The organism is Phenylobacterium montanum (assembly GCF_018135625.1).
Classification (GTDB): Bacteria; Pseudomonadota; Alphaproteobacteria; order Caulobacterales; family Caulobacteraceae; genus Poindextera; species Poindextera montana.
On the sequence record NZ_CP073078.1, the window covers coordinates 4128416 to 4148544 of the forward strand.

The window sequence follows — 20129 nt, forward strand, 5'->3', positions numbered from 1 at the left end:
TTTAATGGTTTTCGGCGCAGGGTAGCGAAACGACAAGAACAATCCGGTGTGATGTCTTATGAGTTCGCCGCTCGCCAGGCTTGGATTCGGGGCTGCGCAGTTTCCGCTGGATGGCGCTGCCCCGGCGCGTGGACGCCCGCCCGAGGCGGAAGTGGCCGAGATCATGAGCCTGGCCGCGCGCTCGGGCCTTTCGGTGTTCGACACCACCCATGGCGCCCCGCACGCCGAGCAGGTGATCGGCGAGCGCATGCCGCGCCCGGCCCCCTATCGCGTGATGGTCAAGACCTCGCGCGCCGATCGCGGCGGCGACTATATCGAGGACGCCGCCCGCGCCAGCCTGCGACGGCTGGGCATGCGCGGCGCCGACGCCATCGTCGTCCAGGTCGCCGGCGACCTGATGAGCCCCTATGGCGGCGACAGCTGGAACCGGCTCTGCGCCCTGCGCGACGAGGGCGTGTTCAAGAAGATCGGCATTTCGGTGTTCGCCTCGGACGACCCGGTGGGCCTGGTCAAGCGCTTCAAGCCCGATATCGTCCAGGCTCCGGCGAGCCTTCTGGACCAGCGCCTGCTGGCGGACGGGTCCCTGGCGCGCATCGCCGAGATGGGGATCGAGGTGCAGCTGCGCTCGATCTTCCTGCAAGGGCTGCTGTTCCTGCCGCCGGACCGCGTGCCGGGGCCGATGAAGAACGCCGCCTCGATGATCTCGCGGGTTCGCCGCATGATCGCCGAGGGCCGCTCCGATCCGCTGCAGGCCGCCCTGGGCTTCGCCCTCTCGCGGCCCGAGGCCTCCAGCGTGCTGGTAGGCGTGACCTCGGCGGCGGAGCTGCAGGCGATCATCGCTGCGGCCAACCGCCCGCCGCCGGACCTCGACTGGAACGAGATGGCTCTGGCCGACGCCAGCGCCCTCGATGGCAAGGGCTACGCGGCCTAGGGGCTACACTCGCAGCCGGCTCTCCACCACCGTCACGGCCTGACCGCGCAGCAGCACGCGTGCGCCCTTCAGCTCGACCTCCAGGTCGCCGCCGCGGCCGGGGTAGGCCTGGTGGCAGCGGAAAGCGGGGCGACCAAGCTTCTCCGCATAGAGCGGGGCTAACATGCAGTGGGCCGAGCCGGTGGTCGGGTCCTCCGGTATGCCTGAGCCCGGCGCGAAGAACCGGCTGACCACCTGATAGGGACGGCCCGCGTCGGCGGTAGCGACTACAGAAACGTTGCCGCAGCCTGCACTGGCCTCGGCGCCGATCGGCTCCAGTTTGCTGAGATTGGGCGTCAGCGCGCGCAGCGTTTCTTCGCTGTCGAGCACCGCAATCAGGTACTGGCCGACCCAGACCTCGGCCGGTTTCACGCCCAGGGCCTCGGCCAGGCCCTCGGGCTCGACGGTGCGGCGGGGCGGGTCGGCGGGAAAGTCCATCTCGATCCCCGCCTCGGTCCGGCGCACGGTCAGGACTCCGGACTTCAAGGTCTCGAAGGCGATCTCGGCGGCCTGGACGCCCAGCTCGTTCAGCAGCACGTGCGAAGAGGCGAGGGTGGCGTGGCCGCACAGCGGGACCTCCACCGCCGGGGTGAACCAGCGCAGCCCGAACCGGGCGGGGTCCGCCGTCTTGAGCAGGAACGCGGTCTCGGCCTGATTGTTCTCCGCCGCCAGGGCCTGCATCCAGCGGGCTTCGGGCCAGGCCTCGAAGGGCTCGACCACACAGGCGGGATTGCCCTTGAACGGGGCGGCGGCGAAGGCGTCGACGGTCCATTGGCGCATGGGAGGGGCTCCAAATTCAGCAATGGACAGAGACATCTCGCGAGATTATCACTATGTCAAAATCAATATTGTCATAGATACAATCATGCAGGCAAGCTGGAGCCCGACCCTGCCGGAGGGCGAGACACCGGTCTACGAGCGTCTGGTCGGGGCGCTGGCGAACGATATCGCCACCGGGGCGCTGGCGCCGGGCGATCGCCTGCCGCCGCAACGCGACCTGGCCTATCGCCTGGGCCTGGGCGTCGGCACCGTCACCCGCGCCTATGCCGAGGCCGAGCAGCGGGGACTGCTGTCCTGCCAGGTCGGTCGCGGCAGTTTCGTCGCCTCCCGGCTGAGCGAGACCCCGGCCGATGGCCCCATCGACCTGACCCGCAGCCTGCCACCCATGGCCGCATCCTCGGCGCGGCTGTCGGCGGCCTTGGCGCGGGCCGCGCGTGATCCCAAGGCGGTTGAGCGACTGGCCTACGCCCCGCCGGCCGGGTTCGCCGAGGACCTGGAGGCGGGCGCTGCCTGGCTGAAGCAGATCCACCGGTGGGACGAACTGGAGCCTGGGCGGTTGCTTACCTGCTCGGGCGCGCAGCAGGCGGTTGCGGTGGCTCTGGGCGTCGCCGCGCGGCCGGGCGAGGCGGTTATCGGCGAGGCCGCGAGCTTCGCGGGCCTCAAGTCCCTGGCCGGTCTGATGGGCTATCGGCTCATCCCCGCCGGCATGGATCGCGAAGGCTTGACGCCCGAGGGGCTGGCGCAAGCGGCCAGGGAAAGCGGCGCGCGGGTCGCCTATGTGCTGCCGACCCAGAACCCCACCGCCCGGCTGATGAGCGAGGCGCGCCGGCGCGAGATCGTCGAAGTCGCGCGATGGCTGGACCTGATCCTGATCGAGGACGACCTCTACGGCGCCTATGCCGGCGGTTTCGGCCTGCCGCGCCTGGCCCCGCTGGCGGCGCTGGCGCCCGAGCGCACCCTGTTCGTCAGCGCTCTATCCAAGTCGGTGGCCCCAGGGCTCCGGCTGGGCTGGCTGGCCCTGCCCGAGGGCGGCGATTGGGCCGACCGGGCCTATTCGGCCCTGCATGCGGTGGCACTGGGCGGGCCGACCCTGGGCGGGCTGATCGCCTGCCGCTGGATCGCCGACGGGACCGCAGAGACCATCCTGGCCGAGAACCGGCTGGAGCTGGAGGCGCGCGTGGACCTGGCGGCGGAGGCGCTGGGCCCGGCGATGGAACGCCCGACCATGGCCGCCTTCCCCCACGTCTGGCTGCCCCTGGCGGAACTGGAGGCCGAGCGGGTGGGAAGCCGGGCGCTGAGGGCCGGGGTGGAACTGACCCCCGCCGATGGGCCGATCCTGCCGGGCGGCGGCATGTCGGGGCTCAGGCTTTGCCTGGGCGGCGCGCCCGACCGGGCCAGCCTGGCCCGCGCCCTCGCCGTCGTGCGCGACGCCCTGGCGCCTGCGGCTGCACGGACCCTGGTCTAGCCATGGCGCAGGTCGTGCAAGCCCCAGCTGGATATGAGTTGAGCGACGATCCCGAGCGGTTCGACTTCGACCGGGGCTGGCGCTGGATCGGCCAGGAGAGCTACTGGGCGGCCGGCATTCCGTGCGACCTGTTCGAGAAGGCGCTACGAAACAGCCTGACCGTCGGCGCCTATGCGCCGGACGGAGCCATGGCGGCCATGGCGCGGGTGGTGACCGACCGGGCGACCTTTGGCTGGGTCTGCGATGTGTTCGTGGACGAGGCGCATCGCGGCGCGGGGCTCGGCAAGGCGCTGATGAACTATCTGAAGGCCCACCCCGACCTGCAGGGCTTTCGGCGGCTGCTGTTGGCCACGCGCGACGCTCACGGCCTCTATGCCGGCTTCGGCTTCAGGCCGCTATCGGCCGTGGAGACCTGGATGGAGATCCGCGAGCCGGACGTCTACCGGCGTTAAGCCACCATTGCTTCGGCCTGCTTCAGGTCAACCGAGACCAGTTGCGAGACCCCGCGCTCGGGCATGGTGACGCCGAACAGCCGGTCCATGCGGGCCATGGTCACCGGGTTGTGGGTGATGGCGATGAAGCGGGTCTGGGTGCGCTGGGTCATCTCGGCCAGCATGTTGCAGAAGCGATCGACATTGGCGTCGTCCAGCGGCGCGTCGACCTCGTCCAGCACGCAGATCGGGGCCGGGTTGGCCAGGAACACGCCGAAGATCAGGGCCGCGGCGGTCAGGGCCTGCTCGCCGCCGGACATCAGGCTCATGGTCGAGAGCCGCTTGCCGGGCGGACAGGCGAAAATCTCCAGGCCCGCCTCCAGCGGGTCGTCGGACTCGATCAAGCGCAGTTCGGCCTGGCCACCGCCGAACAGGGCCAGGAACAGGCTCTTGAAGTGCTCATTGATCACCTCGAAGGCGGCCAGCAGACGTTCGCGCCCCTCGGCGTTCAGGGCCTCGATGCCCTCGCGCAGGCGGGAAATGGCGCCGGAGAGGTCGCCGCGCTCGGTCTTCAGGGTGTGCAGGCGGGTTTCGTACTCGACCATTTCTTCCTCGGCCCGCAGGTTGACCGGGCCGATGGCGTCGCGGTCGCGCTCCAGGTTGGACAGGTGCTGCTCGACCCCGGCCGGATCGGCCGGCACAGCCACGGCGTCGTCGCTGAGCCGGCGGCCGAGCTCCTCCGGCTCCATGCGGACAGCTTCGCGTAAGGCTCCGGCGATCTCCACCAGGCGCTCGCGCCCCGCCTCGTGGCGGGCGGCGGAGGCGGCGCGCAGCTCGCGGGCTTCGCCGGCGGCGGCCTCTGCGGCTCTGGCGGCCTTGTCCGCATCGGTGCGGGCGGTTTCGGCGGCGGTGAGGGCGTCGGCGGCCTTGACCTGGCGGGCCTCAGCGGCGGCCAGCTGGTCGAACAGGTCGGCCCTGCGGCTCTCCAGCCCGCGCGGCGCCTCGCGCGCAGCGTCGAGGGCGATGACGGCCTTGTCGAGATCCAGGCTGAGGGTCTCCAGCCGCTTGGCGGCGGCTTCGGCCCGGCGCGTCCAGTCGGCGCGGTCGCGCTGGGCGCGCTCCAGCCGGGCGGCGCGGCCGGCGCGCTCGCGGGTCTCGGCGTCCAGGGCGGCGCGGGCCCGGGCGGCGGCCTCGCGAGCGGCTGTGACGGCGGCGCGGGTCTCGGTCAGGCGCACGGCGGCCGTGTCATCGGCGCTGAGACCCTGGAAGGCGGTTCTAGCGGCCTCGGCGGCGGCTTCGGCCTCGGCGCGCTCGGCGTCGAAGCGGGCGATGGTCTCGTCCAACGACTGAGCGCGAGCCTCGCGGCGGGCGATCTCGCGGGCCCAGCGGTCGGCTTCGTCGCGGGCGACGCCGACGGCGCGCTCGGCCGCTTCCGGAGCTTTGCGGGCGCTGCGCAGGGCCTCTTCCGCGGCCCGCAGCCCCGTGGTCGCCGCCTGGTGCGCCTTAGCGGCCTCGGCGGCTTCCGGGGTCAGGCTTTCGATCTCGGCCTCCAGGCCCGCGAGGCGGCGGCGCTGCTCCAGGCGCACGGCCGCCGGCCGCGGCGCCTCGGCGCGGGCGACAAAGCCGTCCCAGCGCCAGAGGTCGCCCTCGCGGGAGACCAGGCGCGCGCCTGGCGGGATCAGGGCTTGCAAGCGCTCGCCATCGGCGCGGGCGACCACGGCGGTCAGGGCCAGGCGCGCGGCCAACTCCGCCGGCGCCTTGACCTGCGGCGCGAGAGGTTCGGCGCCCTCGGGCCAGACAATGCTGACGGCCGGATCGCGGCCGGCCCAGTGGGCGGCGGCGCGCTTGTCTAGCGCCGCGTTCAGGTCGTCTCCCAGGGCTGCAGCCAGGGCGGCTTCGTAGCCGGCGTCTGGGGAAACCTGATCCAGGGCCGGCGGGTAGGGGCTCTTGGCCGAAGTCTGGGTCAGCTGGGCGAGGCCCCGGGCCTCGGTCTTCAGCCGGCCCAGGCGGTCCTCGGCCTTGCGCGTAGCGTCGCGGGCGGCGGCCTCGGCGGCGGCGGCTTCGCCTTGCGCCTTCTCCGCGGCGGTCAGGACTTCACGAGCTTCGCGCAGGGCGGCCAGCGCGGCCTCGAAGCGGGCCTTGGCCGCCTCGGCCTCGGGTGCGGCGACGGGGCCCAGGGCCTCGCGGTCGGCCTTGGCGGTGTCAAGCGCCCGGCGGCTGCGGGCCAGGCGCGCTTCGGCCTCGGTCTGGCGCTGCTCGGCGGCGCGGCGCTCGGCTTCTTGCGCGGCGACCTGGGCGGCCAGGGCCTCAAGCCCGCCCTCGGCCTCGGCTCTAGCCGCTTCGGCCGCCTTCACCTGCTCAGTCAGCTCCGGCACACGTTCGGGCGCAGCCTCGGCGGCGGCGTCGAGCTCGGCCAGCTCGGCCTCGATGCGTGAGAGGGCGATCTTGGCGTCCTGGGCGATCTGCTCTTCCCGCTCCTGATCGGCGGTGAAGCGCTCGACGTCGGCGGCGTGGCGGTCGACCTCGGCCTGGGCCTGCTCGACCTCACGCTCCAGCCGGTCGTTCTCGATCGCCAGGCGATGCAGCACGGCGCCGGCGATCTGCGCCTCCTCGCGCAAGGCGGGCAAGCCGGTCTCGGCCTCCGCCGCGGCGGCCTGGGCCGACGCCGACGCGCGTGCGGTTTCCTCGACCCGCGCCAGGGCGTCGCGCGCCTCGGCCTCGGCCCTGGTCAGGGCGGCCAGGGCGTCGCGCCAGCGGGCGTAGTGCAAAGCGCCCTGCAACGCGCGGATCTCGGCCGACAGGCGCTTGAACTTCTCGGCCTGACGCGCCTCGCGCTTCAGCCGGGCCAGGGCCGTTTCCAGCTCCTTGGCCACGTCGTCCAGCCGGTCGAGGTTGGTCTCGGCCGCTCTGAGGCGCAGCTCGGCCTCGTGCCGGCGGGTGTGTAGGCCGGAGACGCCGCCGGCCTCCTCCAGGATCATGCGCCGGTTCTGCGGCTTGGCGGCGATCAGCTCGCTGATCTGGCCCTGGCGAACCAGGGCCGGAGAATTGGCCCCGGTGGAGGCGTCGGCGAACAAGAGCTGCACGTCGCGGGCCCGCAGTTCGCGCCCATTGACCCTGTAGGTGGAGCCGGCCCCCTTATCGATCCGCCGCACCACCTCCAGCACCGGCTCATTGGCGAACTGGGCCGGCGCCGTACGGTCGGCGTTGTCGATGGTCAGGGTGACTTCGGCGTGGTTGCGCGAGGGGCGATTGCCCGAGCCGGCGAAGATCACATCGTCCATGCCGCCGGCCCGCATGGCCTTGGCCGAGGTCGCGCCCATCACCCAGCGCAGGGCTTCCAGAAGGTTGGACTTGCCGCAGCCGTTCGGACCCACGACCCCCGTCAGGCCCGGCTCGATGCGAAACTCGGTCGGCTCGACGAAGGATTTGAATCCGGAAAGGCGCAGCTTCTGGAAGTGCAAGGCGGCCCTAGTGCGCCTTTCGCGCCGCGGCTATGGCGGCGTCCAGCTCGGCGAGAGTCATCTCGCCGGAATCGTAGCGCTTGCCGTTGATGATGAAGGTGGGCGTGCCGGTGATCTCGTCCCGCCTGGAATAGAGGTCCACACGGGCGTCGAGGTCGGCCAGGCCCTTGCCGTCGAATACGCAGGCTTCGAACTGCTGCTGGGTCAGGCCCTGGGACTTGGCCGCCGCGCCCAGCACGCCCTGGATGTCGCCATTCTGATAGATTTCATGCTGGTGGCGGAAGACCTGGTCCAGGATGGGAAAATACTTGGCCTTGCCGCCGCAACGGGCGGTCAGGAACCCCGCCGCCGCAACCTCCGTCGGCGCGGTCAGGATCTCGCGCATCACATAGCGCACCTTGCCGGTGTCGATGTACTTGGCCTTGAATTCGGGGAAAATTTCGTTGTTGAACCGGGCGCAGTGTGGACAGCTGGCCGAGGCGTACTCGATCACCGTCACCTTGGCCTTGGGGTTGCCCAGGGTCATGTCGTCAGGCTTGACCGTGAAGTCCGGCGCAGCCGTGGCGCCAGTCGCCAGGGCTATGACGAACAGGCCCGCCAGGGCGGCGGCTCTGCGATTGAACAGGCGCACCTCGAGGGTCCTTTCGGAAGTCGCGCTACGGATTAAAGCCCGATTCTGGCCTTACGGGCGCCCTTCACCCTATTTCCCCGCCTGGGCGGCGGCGATGGCGGCGTCGAGGCTGGCCAGTGTCTGCTCGCCGTCCAGCTTCTTGCCGTTGACGAAGAAGGTCGGGGTGCCGGTGATACCGTCCTGCTTGGCGTAGCGCTCGACCCGGTCCTGCAGCTGGTTGATGGCTTTTTCGTCGTTGACGCAGTTGTTGAACTGGCTTTCCGACAGGCCGGCGGACTGGGCGATGCGCAAGAGGCCGCCGTGGAAGTCGCCGGACTGATAGATGGCTGTCTGGTCGTGATAGATGGTGTCCAGAACTTTGAAATAATTATCCTTTCCGGCGCAGCGCGCGGTCAGGAAGCCGGCGGCGGCGAAGTTTTCCGGCGGGGTCAGGAACTCGCGGAACACATAGTTGATCTTGCCCGTGTCGATGTACTTGGCCTTGAAGGCCGGGAAGACGTCGTCGTTGAACCGGGCGCAGTGCGGGCAGCTGGCCGAGGCGTACTCGATCACCGTCACCTTGGCGGCGGGGTTGCCCATGCTCATGTCGTCGGCGGTGGCGGCGGCCTTGTTGCCGAACAGTTTGTCGCAGCCCGCCAGGCTGACCGACAGGGCGGCGGCGAGGACGAGGACGCGACGATCGAAAAGACGCATGAGCTGGCTCCTGCCGCAGGCATTGTTCTTTGTTTGCGGCTTCGCCGCTGGCGGGCCGCTTGTCAACGGGCGGGTTGTTGGCGGTTCAGCTTCCCCGCCGAAGAACCTCGCGGCCGAGGGTCCTTAGCGCAGCAGTAAGGCCTAAATCTGTTCCGCGGGCCAGGCTAGCCTCCAGCTCGGCCTCGGCGGCGGCGTCCAGCGGCTTGGCCTTGCGCCGGCGGGTTTCGGCGGCCTTGGTGGCGGCTGGCGGAGGGCGCCGCACCACGCCTTGGACGATGCGCAGCCGCTCGACTGCGCCTGCGCCCAGGAACAGATTGACCCGGGAGATGATATCGGCGGCCTGGTGCTGAATCAGGGTGGCGGCGGGGCCGTCGACCTTCAGCTCCAGCGCTGCGCCGGCGCCGCCGCGGCCCTTGCTCAGCTTCACAGGCTCGGTGCGGGCGGCGATGGCCTCGCCGACGATCTCGCGCCAGCGGGCCTGCAGGCCCTCGGGGCCTTGGCCGAAGCGCTCGTCCAACTGTTTGATCAGGCCGTTCAGAGCCTTGCCGGCCGAGGGCGCGACGCGGCGCACGGGGCGGGTGCGCTTTTCGGCCAGGATGCGGCTGGCTTCCTCGGGGCTGGGCAGTGGGCGCTGCATGTGGAACAGGATAGCTGTGGGCGGCGGCCGAGTCTCGCCCGCATCACCCCAGGAGCATGGATGCTTTCTGTCGCAGAGACCCGCCGTCGGCTCCTCGCCTGGTATGACAAGAGCGCCCGCAGCCTGCCCTGGCGTGCGCCGCCGGGCGCGCATCGGCGGGCCGATCCCTATCATGTATGGCTGTCCGAGGTGATGCTGCAACAGACCACCGTGCCGCACGCCACGCCCTATTTCCTGAAGTTCCTGGCCACGTGGCCGACGGTCGCCGACCTGTCCGCCGCGCCGGACGAGGCGGTGATGGCCGCCTGGGCCGGGCTCGGCTACTACGCCCGCGCCCGCAACCTTCTGGCCTGCGCCCGCGCAGTGGCGGCGCTGCCGGGCGCCGCCTTCCCCGACACCGAAGAAGCCCTGCGAGCGCTCCCGGGCGTGGGCGCCTATACGGCCGCGGCGGTGGCGGCGATCGCCTTCGACCGGGCGGCCAACGTGGTCGATGGCAATGTCGAGCGGGTGATGGCGCGGCTCTACGCAGTCGAGGAGGCCCTCCCTGCAGGCAAGCCGGCGCTGAAGGCCCTGGCTGCGGGCCTCGTGACCGGCGAGCGGCCGGGCGACTGGGCCCAGGCGCTGATGGACCTGGGCGCCACGGTCTGCCGGCCCAAGGCGCCTCAGTGCGAGGCCTGCCCCCTCGCCGGCGGCTGCGCGGCCAGGGCCACGGGCGCGCCGGAGAGCTATCCGCGCAAGCAGGCCAAGGCGGAGCGGCCGCGCCGCTATGGAGCCGCCTTCCTGGCGCTTCAAGGTGACCAGGTCGGGCTGGTGCGACGCCCGCCGAAGGGGCTCCTGGGCGGGATGCTGGCCTTGCCGACCAGCGACTGGGGTGAGCGGCCCCTCGCCGAAGCGGAAATCATGGCGGCGGCGCCGGCGGCCCTGATCTGGCGTCCGGCCGGCGAGATCGAGCACGTCTTCACCCATTTCGCCCTGACCCTGTCGGTCTGGCGGGCCGAGGCGGCGGATGCGGTCGAAGGACTGATCTGGTCGCCGCGCCGCGACCTTGAGGCCCTGCCCAGCGTGTTCCTGAAAGCGGCGCGCCAAGGCCTCGCCGCGCCAGTCGGCAAGGGAGTGAATATGAGGCGGACCGGTTAGATCAGGCGGCGCGGATGCCGGTCGGAGCGAGGTCGCCCTGGACGCCCAGCAGCGCGTCGTAGCCCAGGATCATGTCGACATCGACGCCGTTGCTGGCCAGGGGCAGGCGCAGCCACAGGATCGACAGGTGCCCGGCGCCACGCCAGGCGAAATTGTGCACGCCGACGCCCGGGCGGCGCTGCTCGACCACCTTGTCCAACTCTGCGCGCCAGTACTCGGCCGAAGCGGAATTGTAGACCTCGCCCAGGGTGTGGCCGGTGATCTCGCGGCCATAGACGCTGTAGAGCCCGGTGCCAGCCAGGCGCAGGCGGTAGTCGCGCGGGTCGGACAGCACGTCGATCAGGCTGACCGTGGGCAGGTGCCGCTTGAAATGCGCGGGGTGGATGCTGCGTCGCCCAGGCAGCTTCGCGCCGTCGCGGCGTGAGGCCCAGTAGGCGAACAACTCCTCATGTGCACGAACCGCCGTAGCGGGCCCGCCCGAATGCGCAAGCATCTGCGGATTCCTTAACAACCCGTTGGAATCACAATAAATGATTATCACTCGAGCAACGAATCGCTGGCAAGCGGAAATCCTGTCCGTGACAAGGCTTTGTCGCGGGTTGTGGCGTGAGCTCCGCACAGGTCCGAAGCAGCCGCCCCAATTCGATCGCGTTAAGATTTGGCGTGGGGCGGACCGTTCTTTTCGGCCAACGAAAAACGCCCGGGATCGCTCCCGGGCGCTCTTCTCAAGGTTGTCCCAGTGGGAAGCGGACGGCTCAGCGGCCCTTGCGCGGCGCCTGGCGTCCGCCCTGACCCAGGCCCATCTGCTTGGCCAGGTCCGAACGGGCCTTGGCGTAGTTCGGGGCTACCATCGGATAGTCCTTCGGCAGGCCCCACTTCGCCCGATATTCCTCGGGGCTCATATTGTACTTGGTGCGCAGGTGGCGCTTCAGCGACTTGAACTTGCGCCCGTCCTCCAGGCACACCAGATGATCGGGGGTGATGGAGCGCTTGACCGGGACGGCGGGTTCCTTGGGCGGCGCTTCGACCGGCGCCGGGCCGGCGGTGACCCCGGAAAGGGCCCGATGGATGCTCTGAATCAGCGAGGGAAGGTCGGCGGCCGATACTGAATTGTTGCCCACGTACGCGGACACGATATCCGCCGTCATCTCGATAATTTCCGATGTGTCGTCCATCTTTATCTCTGTCCGTCTCGGTTTGATCCCAGCGGCGCTTACACGTTCTTACGCCAAGTGCCGACCTGCATATAGAGCTTCACAGGCGGGGACAACGGGTAAAATTCAAGCCAGAACACTATTTCAGCGCCAAGAAATGGCCAAGATCACGACATGGCCTCACGAGAGCCACAAATCCTGGAGAGATTGATTTCGAAGTTGAAATCTGTGCTTCAGCTTGCTGTCTTGAACGAACCCGACGGGAGCATGGCCAGCACGGACGTTGCTTAACGCCCGAATTCACCCGAAAACGCGAGCATGGCCGTGCGCTGTGGCACCGAGTATTCGTCGGTCACCCCTGCGCCGCCCTCCTCGATCGCCTTCAGCAGCGCCGGTGTCAGGGCGGAGGACAGGGACCAGTTCCAGTAGCGCAACACCGTCTGCGCCCGGTCGACGGCGATCATGTCATAGGTCACCAGCACCCGCTCGAGCGCGGGGTCGGGGCCGCCGTCGGGGTCCGTTTCGGGGCGGCCCAGGCCGCGCCACAGGCTGCGCAGGGCCGACTTCGGCAGGCCGGTGGCCTTGCACAGGATGGCGATCGGCTCGCCCCCGACATCGGCGAAGATCTTGGCCCCAGTCATCGGCTTGACGCCCGAAAGGTAGGAGATCTCCTCCGCCGTCTCCGAACTCAGGCCCGGTTCGGCGGCGGCGATGGCGGCTTCCAGGCTGTCGAACGGGCTCTTTTCGATCGCGGCCCGGTTGCGCTGGCGCCGTTCGATGAATTGCAGCGCCTTGCGCGAGAGGGGGTCTTGCCAGCTCTCTTCGGCGGCCAGGGAGAAGACGTCGCCGGCGGCCTCCTGCATCACCTCGCGCGACACGGCGAAGCGCTGCAGGATCTGCCTGCGGGCTTCGGCGTCGGCCCACCAGAACAGCACATAGGCGTGGGAGGGGCGCAGCTCAGCGCGGCGCAGCAGCAGCGGCAGGATGCGGGGATGGTTGCGGGTGGCGGCGACCAGGGTTTCAACCGCGTCGGCCGACAGCCGGGCGAGATCGTTGCGCAAAAGGGCTTCGACCACCTCGGGCTCGAGGTCGACGGCGATCAGGGCCTCGGCCACCACGTCGCTGACGCCGCGCCTCTGGGCGACCGCCTTGCGATGGTCGTGGGTCGTGCGGCGGACGCAATCCACCAACTCGGCGTCGCTCAGCGAGGCGCTGTTGGCCAGCAGCACATTGGCCACCTCGAAGGTGTCGCGAAGCAGCAGGCGCGCCAGGGTCGGCGGAATCTCGGTCAGGTTGGCCAGGCGGTTGGCGACGCGCACCCTATCCTCCGCCGAAGCCTCGCGCAGCATCTCGACCAAGAGGTCGGCGGTCACCGCGCGCTCGAAGGTGTTCACGCGGCTCAAGGGCAGGCAGACCACGTCGGCCAGCCGGCGCAGCAGAGCCCGCCGCGCGCGCGACGGCGGCGGTTCGGGCTCCTGGTCGGCGCCCAGGCTGATGGTCGACGGTTCGCTCATGGCGCGGGTTGAACTAGCGCTCGCAGGTATCGCCAGGGACGGACCATGGCGCGCCGCGAGTTAACCCAGGGTTTGCATCGGAAGTCCACCGGCTGGACGCTCGCTAAAACGTCGCAGCCCATGGGCGCCGTCTCCGGCCTACTTGAATTCGGGCTGGGTCCAATTGGGCCAGATGTCGGGCAGGTCGCTGGACACGTGGTTCGGATAGTTCGGCGCCCGCTTCTCCAGGAAGGACGAGACCCCTTCCTTGGCGTCCTCGGCGCGGCCGCGGTACTGGATGGCGCGGCTGTCGGCGCGGTGGGCGTCCATGGGATGGGCGGCGCCGAGCATGCGCCACATCATCTGCCGGGTCAGGGCCACCGAGACCGGGGCGGTGTTGTCGATGATCTCGCGGACGATCGCGCGGGCGGCGGGAAGCAGTTCGTCCGGCGCGTGCAGCGAACGGACCAGGCCGCGCTCGTGCGCCTCGGCGGCAGGGAACACCCGGCCGGAATAGCTCCATTCCAGGGCGGTGGAGATGCCGACGATGCGTGGCAGGAACCAGGACGAGGCGGCCTCCGGCGTGATTCCGCGGCGGGCGAAGACAAAGCCGAAGCGGGCCTCGGTCGAGGCGATGCGGATGTCCATGGCCAGCTGCATGGTCACCCCGATGCCGACCGCCGCCCCGTTCACCGCGCAGATCACCGGCTTGAGGCTGTCGAAGATGCGCAGGGTGACCCGCCCGCCGCCGTCGCGATAGACGTCGCCGACCTTGGCCTCCTCGCGGGCGCTCTCGCCGCGGGCGGCGTAGTCGAAGGTCTGGCCGCCGCTGGAGAGATCGGCGCCGGCGCAGAAGGCCCGCTGGCCAGAGCCGGTGACGATCACCGCCTTGACCGCGTCGTCGGCGTCGGTCTCGTCGAACGCCGCGATCATCTCCAGCATCATCTGGGCGGTGAAGGCGTTCATCTTGTCGGGGCGGTTGAGGGTGATCGTGGCGATCCCGTCCTCGACCGAATACAGCAGGGTTTCGAAGCTGGGCGTCGCCATTCTCTAAGCTCTCCTCTGGTCTTTCCCCTTGCTGGCGCCCCTGTCCGAGCGTCAGTCAAGACGGCCTGTCGCCCAACGTTGCCAAGCGCGCCAGGGCGGGCCATACCACCTTAGTGAACAACGATAATACGTCCAGGAGGAGACGATGGCCGAACGGCTGGAAGCCGACTACGTGATCGTGGGGGCCGGCTCGGCGGGCTGCGTGCTGGCCAATCGGCTGAGCGCCGACGGCCGGACCCGGGTGATCCTCTTGGAAGCCGGCGGCGATGACCGTCCGACCAGGAACCCCGGCCAGTTCATGTCCAACCTGATGATCCACGTCCCGGTCGGCTATGCCGAGACGCTGAAGGATCCCAAGGTCAACTGGCTCTATCCCACCGAACCCGATCCCGGCACCGGCGACCGGGTGCACGTCTGGCCGCGGGGCAAGGTGCTGGGCGGCTCGTCCTCGATCAACGGCCTTTTGTATATCCGCGGCCAGCACAGCGACTACGACAACTGGCGCCAGCTGGGCTGCGAGGGCTGGTCCTGGGCCGACGTGAAGCCCTATTTCCTGCGCGCCCAGCATCAGGAACGGGGCGATATGGGCGGTATGCACGGCGTCGGCGGGCCGCTGAACGTCTCGGACGTGACCCAGAAACATGAAGTCTCCGACGCCGTGATCGACGCCTGCGTCGAGGCCGGCATCCCGCGCAACGCCGATGTCAACGGCGCCGAGCAGGAGGGCGTCTGCTACTATCAGCTGACGGTCAAGAACGGCCAGCGCTGCTCGGCGGCGGTGGCCTATCTGCACCCGGTGATGGGGCGCTCGAACCTGCGCGTCGAGACCGAGGCCCTCACCGGCAAGGTGCTGTTCGACGGCAAGCGGGCCGTGGGCGTCGAGTTCGTGCAGCACGGCCAGAAGAAGACGGCCATGGCCGCCCGCGAGGTGATCCTGTGCGGCGGGGCGATCAATTCGCCCCAGTTGCTGCAGCTCTCGGGCGTCGGCCCGGGCGAGCTTTTGCGCGAGCATGGGATCGAGGTTCTGGTCGACGCCCCGGGCGTCGGCGGGAATCTGCAGGATCACTACGTGATCAGCGCCACCTATCGCCTGAAGCCGCATGTGATCTCGGTCAACGAGCTGACCAAGGGCGGCCGCTTCGTGGGCGAGGCGATCAAGTACTTGTTCCAGCGCAAAGGGCTTCTGACGCTGTCGGCCGCCCATATCGCCGCTTTCTGCAAATCGCGGCCGGACCTGGCCAGCCCCGACATCCAGTTCCACATCCTCCCGGCGACCATGAACGTCGACAAGCTGGTCAACGAGCAGAAGATGGTGCTGGAGGACTTGCCCGGCCTGACCATCGCTCCCTGCCAGGTGCGCCCCGAGAGCCGCGGCGACATCAGGATCAAGTCGGCCGACCCCAGCGTCTATCCGGCGATCCGCGCCAACTATCTGAGCAACCCCCTGGACCAGGAGGTGGCGGTGGCCTCGCTGCACTGGGCGCGCAAGATCGCAAGTCAGCCTGCGCTGGCGCCTTACGTCGATCACGAGATGGCGCCGGGACCGGACTTCGCCACCGATGCGGCCCTTCTCGAATATGCCCGCATGGCTGGCTCGACCATCTATCACCCGGTCGGCACCTGCCAGATGGGCCACGGGCCGCAGGCGGTGGTCGATCCGCAGTTGAAGGTTCGGGGCGTCGAGGGCCTTCGTGTAGTCGACGCCTCGGTGATGCCACGCCTCGTCTCCGGCAACACCAATGCCCCGACGATCATGATCGCCGAGAAGGCGGCGGACATGATCCTGGGCAAAGCGGCGCTCGCCAGCGCCGCCTGAATGCTTGCCGGCCCCGGTGAAATGGGTCATCAAAACGCGCGTTTAAATTTCGGAGGAAGCCAGATGGCCGCTGTCGAATTCAAGGATCTGCCCGGACTGGTCGGCCAGGAGGTCGGGGTCTCCGACTGGCTGGAAATCACCCAGGACCGCGTGAACAAGTTCGCGGACGCCACCGGCGACCACCAGTGGATCCACGTCGATGTCGAGCGCGCCACCAAGGAGATCGGCGGCCCGATCGCCCATGGCTACCTGACCCTGTCGCTGATCCCGTTCCTCGGCGCCGGCCTTTTGAACGTCAAGGGCGTGACCCGGGGCATCAACTACGGCTCGGACAAGGTGCGCTTCACCAACATGGTCCGCGTCGGCAAGCGCGTGCGCCTGCGCCAGAAGCTGATCGGCGCCGAGCCCAAGTCCGGCGGCATCCAGCTGAAGAACGAGTGCACCATCGAGATCGAAGGCGAGGAACGCCCAGCCTGCGTCGCCGAGACCATCAGCGTCATTTACGGCGGGTGAGGTTTTTCTCTTTTCCCCCGCAACGGGGAAAGGGGCTAAGACCGAGCGCGATGTTTAAAGGACCCCGCCCATGGCCGATTTCCGCAAAGTCACCGACGCCTTCACCGTTGCGCCGCAGATCGCGCCCGGGGACCTGGCCGAGGCCGCGGCCATGGGCTTTACGCTGGTGATCAACAACCGCCCGGACGGCGAGGCTCCCGGCCAGCCGACCAGCGCGGAGATGGCGGCGGCGGCCGAGGCGGCGGGGCTTGCCTACGTGCATATCCCAGTCATCGGCGGCCCTGGCCCGGCCCAGGTGCAGGCGGTCGCCGAGGCGGTCGCCGGGGCCGAGGGCCCGGTGCTGGCCTTCTGCCGATCAGGCACCCGCTCGATCGTCACCTGGTCGATCGGCCAGGCGGTCAGCGGCGCCCGCCCCCGCGACGAGCTGATCAAGCTGGGCGCCTCAGCCGGCTACGACCTTTCCGGGGTGCTCGGAGGCTGATCCGATGATCCCCTTCGTGCGCGAGATCGAGTTCGAATATGGCAAGCCGGACCAGGTCTCGCCCCTGATCCGGCGGGTGGTGGCCAACAATCCCGGGCCGTTCACCTACAGGGGCACCGGCGTCTATATCGTCGGCCGCGGCGAGGTGGCGGTGATCGACCCCGGCCCGCGGGACGAGGCGCACCTGGAGGCGCTGCTCGCCGCAACGTCGGGCGAGCGCATCACCCACATCCTGACCACCCACACCCATTCCGACCACTCGCCCCTGGCGCGGCCCCTGGCCGATCGGACCGGCGCGGTGGTGATCGGCCGCCCGCCGCCGGGCGACGCCGACGTCGCCATTCGCCTGGACGAGGGCCACGAGGCCGATTTTCGCCCAGACATCGAGGTCGCCGACGGCCAGGTCATCGAGGGCCCGGGCTGGACGCTTGAGGCGATCGCGACGCCTGGCCACGTGTCGAACCATGTCTGCTATGCGCTCAGGGAAGAGAACGCGCTCTTCAGCGGCGACCATGTGATGGGCTGGTCGACCACGGTGATCAGCCCGCCGCACGGGGACATGACCGACTACTACGCCAGCCTGGACAAGGTGGCGGCGCGCGACTTCTCCACCCTGTGGCCCACCCACGGCCCGCCGGTTACCGAGGTCGCGCCCTTCCTCGCAGCCTACAAGGCCCACCGCCTGGAGCGCGAGACGCAGATCATCGCGCAGATCAGGGCCGGCCGGACGCGGATTTCCGAGATGGTGCCGGTGATCTACGCCGCGGTCGATCCGCGCCTGCACCCTGCCGCCGCCCATTCCGTCCTGGCCCACATCATCCACCTGGAGCGCCAGGGCGTGATCGCCGCCGAGGGGCCGATGGGGCCGGGGGCGTCGTTCCGGGCGACCTGAACCCCCAGGAATACGAATGCAGGACCCATTTGCGGGCTAGGCTTTGCGCGCGCCGTCCGCATGATCGCCGCCAACGAGATCATAGGCTTAGGGGGTCAGCATGGCGCGGCGCGTGGATCATTGGCTTTTGGGCGCAGCAGTGGCCGCGCTTGTGGCCAGCTCCGCTTCGGCGGCCACCGCGCCCAGCTACAGCCTGACGGCGAACGGCGTCACCCTCGAGGTCAGCGCGCCCCGGGCCGACATCGTGCGCATCCGCGCGGGCCATCCGGGCCTGCCGGAGGACGCCTCCTGGGCCGTCCTGCCCAGCGCGCGGGCGCAGAAGACGCCGCTGGAGGTCGCCGAGACGGCGGCCGAAGCCACGCTCACAACCTCGGCCCTCAGCGTGACCATCGACAAGACAACCTTGCACGTGACGGTCAAGGACCGCAGCGGGCGGTCGGTGCTGGACGACGCAGCCGGCGCCGGCCTCGCCTTTGGCCAGGGCGGCGGGTTTCGCTTGAAGAAGGCCATGCCGGCCGACGCCCACTATTTCGGCCTGGGCGACAAGGCCGGGCCGCTGGACCGGCGGGGCGGGTCCTTCACCATGTGGAACACCGACGCCTACGGCTACGACGCCGCCAGCGACCCGCTTTACAAGTCGATCCCCTTCGTCCTGGGCGCCGACGAGACGGGTCATGCCTTCGGACTGCTGGTCGACGACACCTGGCGCAGCAATTTCGACTTCGGCAAGGCCGCGCGCGACGTGCTGGAGGTCTCGGCCGAGGGCGGGCCGGTCGACTACTACGTAATGGCCGGCCCGGACCCGAAGGCGGTGACCGAGGAATATGCCTGGCTGACGGGTCCTGCGCCCCTGGCCCCCGAATGGGCCCTGGGCTTCCAGCAGTCGCGCTATTCCTACGAGACCGAGGCCCGGGTGCGCGAGATCGCCGGGCGGCTGCGCGCCGACCGCCTGCCGGCCGACGTGCTCTATCTCGACATCGACTACCAGGACCGCAACCGGCCGTTCACGGTCAACGGCAAGAGCTTCCCCGACCTGAAGAAGCTGGTCGGCGACCTGAAGGCGCAGGATTTCCGCGTGGTCCTGATCACCGACCTGCACATCGCCGATGCGCCGGACCAGGGCTATGTCCCCTACGACACGGGCGCGAAGCTGGACGCCTTTCTGAAGGCGCCCGGCGGCGGGACCTATGTCGGCGAGGTCTGGCCGGGGCCGGCGGTGTTCCCCGACTTCAGCCGGGCCAAGGTGCGAGGCTGGTGGGGCGGGCTCTACAAGGATTTCGTGGCCGACGGCGTGGCCGGCTTCTGGAACGACATGAACGAGCCGGCGATCTTCAAGCGCCGTGACCGCACCATGCCGCTGGACACAGTCCATCACATCGACGAGCCGGGCTTCGCCAGCCGCGACGCCAGCCACGCCGAGATGCATAACGTCTATGGCATGCTGAATTCCGAGGCGACCTATCAGGGCCTGTTGCAACTGACCCCCGACCAGCGGCCCTTCGTGCTGACCCGGGCGACCTATGCCGGCGGCCAGCGCTATGCGGCCACCTGGACCGGGGACAATTCCTCGACCTGGGGGCATCTGAAGCTCTCGACCGCGATGCTGGTCAATCTGGGCCTGTCGGGCTTTGCCTACAGCGGCGACGACATCGGCGGCTTCGCCGGCGACCAGCCGAGCGCGGACCTTCTGACCCGCTGGATCGAGGTCGGGGCCTTCAATCCCATCTTCCGCGACCACGCCGCCAAGGGTAAGGCCGACCAGGAGCCCTGGGTCGGGGGTGCCGAGCACGAGGCGATCCGCCGCCAGTACATCGAGGCGCGCTACCGCCTGATGCCCTATCTCTATGGCCTTGCAGAGGACAACAGCCGCGCAGGCCTGCCGATCATGCGGCCGGTGTTCCTGGAATATCCGACTATCCTCGGCGGCGGCGACATGGCCAATATGGCGGCCAACCAGTTCATGCTGGGGCCGGACCTGATGATCGCCCCGCCGGGCACCTGGGAGTCGCCCTCGTCCTATCCGGTGGTGCTGCCGGGCGGCGGCTGGTTCGACTACTGGACCGGCCGCAAGGTTGCGACGCCAATCACCCAGGAGACGCCGCGGCTGGATCGCCTGCCGGTGTTCGTGCGCCCGGGCTCGATCATCCCGCGCCAGCCCCTGGTCCAGTCCACCATGGAGACGCCCAAAGGCCCGCTGGAACTGGCGGTCTATCCGGGGCCGGACTGCAAGGGATCGGTCTATCTGGATGATGGGACCAGTTTCGCCTACCGAAAGGGCGCGTTCCTGCGGCAGGGGTTCAGTTGTTCGTCTGCGAACGGGTCGACCACAGTGCGCATCGAGCCGCGCAAGGGATCATTCAAGCCTTGGTGGACCGGCCTGACCGTGACACTGCATGGCTGGGCGGCGCCGGCGGCCAAGGCGACGCTAGACGGCAAGCCGGTCCCGATGCGCTACAACGCCGAGCGTCAGGCGGTGATAGTGGACTTGTCCGACGTAGTGGGAACGCTTGTCGTTGAGGGGCGATGAC

18 protein-coding genes are annotated in these 20129 nt (G+C 69.4%); 9 read left to right on the top strand and 9 right to left on the bottom strand.

The window, feature by feature from the left end; translation table 11 throughout:
* Nucleotides 1-58: 58 nt before the first annotated feature.
* Complete coding sequence (locus tag KCG34_RS18810; RefSeq protein ID WP_211937148.1) at nucleotides 59-931, top strand: aldo/keto reductase; 873 nt, start codon at nucleotides 59-61, stop codon at nucleotides 929-931.
* Nucleotides 932-934: 3 nt separating this feature from the next.
* Here KCG34_RS18810 and KCG34_RS18815 read toward each other — a convergent pair whose 3' ends face one another.
* Complete coding sequence (locus tag KCG34_RS18815; protein ID WP_211937149.1) at nucleotides 935-1750, bottom strand: PhzF family protein; 816 nt, start codon at nucleotides 1748-1750, stop codon at nucleotides 935-937.
* 85 nt (nucleotides 1751-1835) lie between these two features.
* Here KCG34_RS18815 and KCG34_RS18820 point away from each other — a divergent pair, with 85 nt between their 5' ends.
* Both KCG34_RS18820 and KCG34_RS18825 read left to right on the top strand, forming a co-directional pair.
* On the top strand, nucleotides 1836-3215 hold the full coding sequence (locus KCG34_RS18820; RefSeq protein ID WP_211937150.1) for an aminotransferase-like domain-containing protein: 1380 nt from the start codon (nucleotides 1836-1838) through the stop codon (nucleotides 3213-3215).
* A 38-nt stretch (nucleotides 3216-3253) separates the two neighbouring features.
* A complete protein-coding gene (locus KCG34_RS18825; protein ID WP_249138078.1) occupies nucleotides 3254-3667 on the top strand; it encodes a GNAT family N-acetyltransferase in 414 nt (137 codons plus the stop codon).
* On the opposite strand, the gene KCG34_RS18830 is transcribed toward KCG34_RS18825, so the two are convergent.
* From KCG34_RS18830 to KCG34_RS18845, 4 genes are all read right to left on the bottom strand, one after another.
* Complete coding sequence (locus KCG34_RS18830; protein WP_211937152.1) at nucleotides 3664-7107, bottom strand: AAA family ATPase; 3444 nt, start codon at nucleotides 7105-7107, stop codon at nucleotides 3664-3666. The genes KCG34_RS18825 and KCG34_RS18830 overlap by 4 nt on opposite strands.
* Before the next feature lie 7 nt (nucleotides 7108-7114).
* Nucleotides 7115-7738 (bottom strand): DsbA family protein, encoded by a 624-nt coding sequence (locus tag KCG34_RS18835; protein WP_249138079.1) that lies wholly within the window; start codon nucleotides 7736-7738, stop codon nucleotides 7115-7117.
* Nucleotides 7739-7807: 69 nt separating this feature from the next.
* Nucleotides 7808-8431, bottom strand: a complete 624-nt coding sequence (locus tag KCG34_RS18840) for a DsbA family protein (protein ID WP_211937153.1) — start codon at nucleotides 8429-8431, stop codon at nucleotides 7808-7810.
* Between the two features lie 85 nt (nucleotides 8432-8516).
* Nucleotides 8517-9068, bottom strand: coding sequence for a DUF721 domain-containing protein (locus KCG34_RS18845; RefSeq protein ID WP_211937154.1), 552 nt, complete (start codon nucleotides 9066-9068; stop codon nucleotides 8517-8519).
* Between the two features lie 60 nt (nucleotides 9069-9128).
* Here KCG34_RS18845 and mutY point away from each other — a divergent pair, with 60 nt between their 5' ends.
* Nucleotides 9129-10205, top strand: a complete 1077-nt coding sequence (gene mutY, locus KCG34_RS18850) for an A/G-specific adenine glycosylase (protein ID WP_211937155.1) — start codon at nucleotides 9129-9131, stop codon at nucleotides 10203-10205.
* A 1-nt stretch (nucleotide 10206) separates the two neighbouring features.
* Here the strand turns inward: mutY and mopJ are convergent, their stop codons facing one another.
* From mopJ to KCG34_RS18870, 4 genes are all read right to left on the bottom strand, one after another.
* Nucleotides 10207-10698 carry a motility/cell cycle regulatory protein MopJ gene (gene mopJ / locus KCG34_RS18855; protein ID WP_211937156.1) on the bottom strand — a complete coding sequence of 164 codons (492 nt, stop codon included), beginning with the start codon at nucleotides 10696-10698 and terminating at the stop codon, nucleotides 10207-10209.
* Between the two features lie 262 nt (nucleotides 10699-10960).
* Nucleotides 10961-11380 carry a Ros/MucR family transcriptional regulator gene (locus KCG34_RS18860; protein WP_211937157.1) on the bottom strand — a complete coding sequence of 140 codons (420 nt, stop codon included), beginning with the start codon at nucleotides 11378-11380 and terminating at the stop codon, nucleotides 10961-10963.
* Between the two features lie 266 nt (nucleotides 11381-11646).
* The gene (locus KCG34_RS18865; protein WP_211937158.1) at nucleotides 11647-12873 is read right to left on the bottom strand and encodes a DUF2336 domain-containing protein; all 1227 of its coding nucleotides are present in this window, start codon (nucleotides 12871-12873) and stop codon (nucleotides 11647-11649) included.
* Nucleotides 12874-13011: 138 nt separating this feature from the next.
* Nucleotides 13012-13899, bottom strand: a complete 888-nt coding sequence (locus tag KCG34_RS18870) for a crotonase/enoyl-CoA hydratase family protein (protein ID WP_211937159.1) — start codon at nucleotides 13897-13899, stop codon at nucleotides 13012-13014.
* Between the two features lie 145 nt (nucleotides 13900-14044).
* Here KCG34_RS18870 and KCG34_RS18875 point away from each other — a divergent pair, with 145 nt between their 5' ends.
* From KCG34_RS18875 to KCG34_RS18895, 5 genes are all read left to right on the top strand, one after another.
* Nucleotides 14045-15715, top strand: coding sequence for a GMC family oxidoreductase (locus tag KCG34_RS18875; protein ID WP_211937160.1), 1671 nt, complete (start codon nucleotides 14045-14047; stop codon nucleotides 15713-15715).
* Between the two features lie 63 nt (nucleotides 15716-15778).
* The gene (locus KCG34_RS18880) at nucleotides 15779-16228 is read left to right on the top strand and encodes a MaoC family dehydratase (protein WP_211937161.1); all 450 of its coding nucleotides are present in this window, start codon (nucleotides 15779-15781) and stop codon (nucleotides 16226-16228) included.
* A 70-nt stretch (nucleotides 16229-16298) separates the two neighbouring features.
* The gene (locus tag KCG34_RS18885) at nucleotides 16299-16709 is read left to right on the top strand and encodes a TIGR01244 family sulfur transferase (RefSeq protein WP_211937162.1); all 411 of its coding nucleotides are present in this window, start codon (nucleotides 16299-16301) and stop codon (nucleotides 16707-16709) included.
* Nucleotides 16710-16713: 4 nt separating this feature from the next.
* The gene (locus tag KCG34_RS18890; protein ID WP_211937163.1) at nucleotides 16714-17601 is read left to right on the top strand and encodes an MBL fold metallo-hydrolase; all 888 of its coding nucleotides are present in this window, start codon (nucleotides 16714-16716) and stop codon (nucleotides 17599-17601) included.
* A gap of 100 nt (nucleotides 17602-17701) precedes the next feature.
* Nucleotides 17702-20128 carry a glycoside hydrolase family 31 protein gene (locus tag KCG34_RS18895; protein ID WP_211937164.1) on the top strand — a complete coding sequence of 809 codons (2427 nt, stop codon included), beginning with the start codon at nucleotides 17702-17704 and terminating at the stop codon, nucleotides 20126-20128.
* Nucleotide 20129 lies beyond the last annotated feature (1 nt).

What these genes read in the sequence shown, in the direction of transcription:
- KCG34_RS18810 (WP_211937148.1), top strand. Translation starts at nt 59, where the DNA reads ATGAGTTCGCCGCTCGCCAGGCTTGGATTCGGGGCTGCGCAGTTTCCG.
- KCG34_RS18815 (WP_211937149.1), bottom strand. Translation starts at nt 1,750, where the DNA reads ATGCGCCAATGGACCGTCGACGCCTTCGCCGCCGCCCCGTTCAAGGGC.
- KCG34_RS18820 (WP_211937150.1), top strand. Translation starts at nt 1,836, where the DNA reads ATGCAGGCAAGCTGGAGCCCGACCCTGCCGGAGGGCGAGACACCGGTC.
- KCG34_RS18840 (WP_211937153.1), bottom strand. Translation starts at nt 8,431, where the DNA reads ATGCGTCTTTTCGATCGTCGCGTCCTCGTCCTCGCCGCCGCCCTGTCG.
- KCG34_RS18845 (WP_211937154.1), bottom strand. Translation starts at nt 9,068, where the DNA reads ATGCAGCGCCCACTGCCCAGCCCCGAGGAAGCCAGCCGCATCCTGGCC.
- mutY (WP_211937155.1), top strand. Translation starts at nt 9,129, where the DNA reads ATGCTTTCTGTCGCAGAGACCCGCCGTCGGCTCCTCGCCTGGTATGAC.
- mopJ (WP_211937156.1), bottom strand. Translation starts at nt 10,698, where the DNA reads ATGCTTGCGCATTCGGGCGGGCCCGCTACGGCGGTTCGTGCACATGAG.
- KCG34_RS18860 (WP_211937157.1), bottom strand. Translation starts at nt 11,380, where the DNA reads ATGGACGACACATCGGAAATTATCGAGATGACGGCGGATATCGTGTCC.
- KCG34_RS18865 (WP_211937158.1), bottom strand. Translation starts at nt 12,873, where the DNA reads ATGAGCGAACCGTCGACCATCAGCCTGGGCGCCGACCAGGAGCCCGAA.
- KCG34_RS18870 (WP_211937159.1), bottom strand. Translation starts at nt 13,899, where the DNA reads ATGGCGACGCCCAGCTTCGAAACCCTGCTGTATTCGGTCGAGGACGGG.
- KCG34_RS18875 (WP_211937160.1), top strand. Translation starts at nt 14,045, where the DNA reads ATGGCCGAACGGCTGGAAGCCGACTACGTGATCGTGGGGGCCGGCTCG.
- KCG34_RS18880 (WP_211937161.1), top strand. Translation starts at nt 15,779, where the DNA reads ATGGCCGCTGTCGAATTCAAGGATCTGCCCGGACTGGTCGGCCAGGAG.
- KCG34_RS18885 (WP_211937162.1), top strand. Translation starts at nt 16,299, where the DNA reads ATGGCCGATTTCCGCAAAGTCACCGACGCCTTCACCGTTGCGCCGCAG.
- KCG34_RS18890 (WP_211937163.1), top strand. Translation starts at nt 16,714, where the DNA reads ATGATCCCCTTCGTGCGCGAGATCGAGTTCGAATATGGCAAGCCGGAC.
- KCG34_RS18895 (WP_211937164.1), top strand. Translation starts at nt 17,702, where the DNA reads ATGGCGCGGCGCGTGGATCATTGGCTTTTGGGCGCAGCAGTGGCCGCG.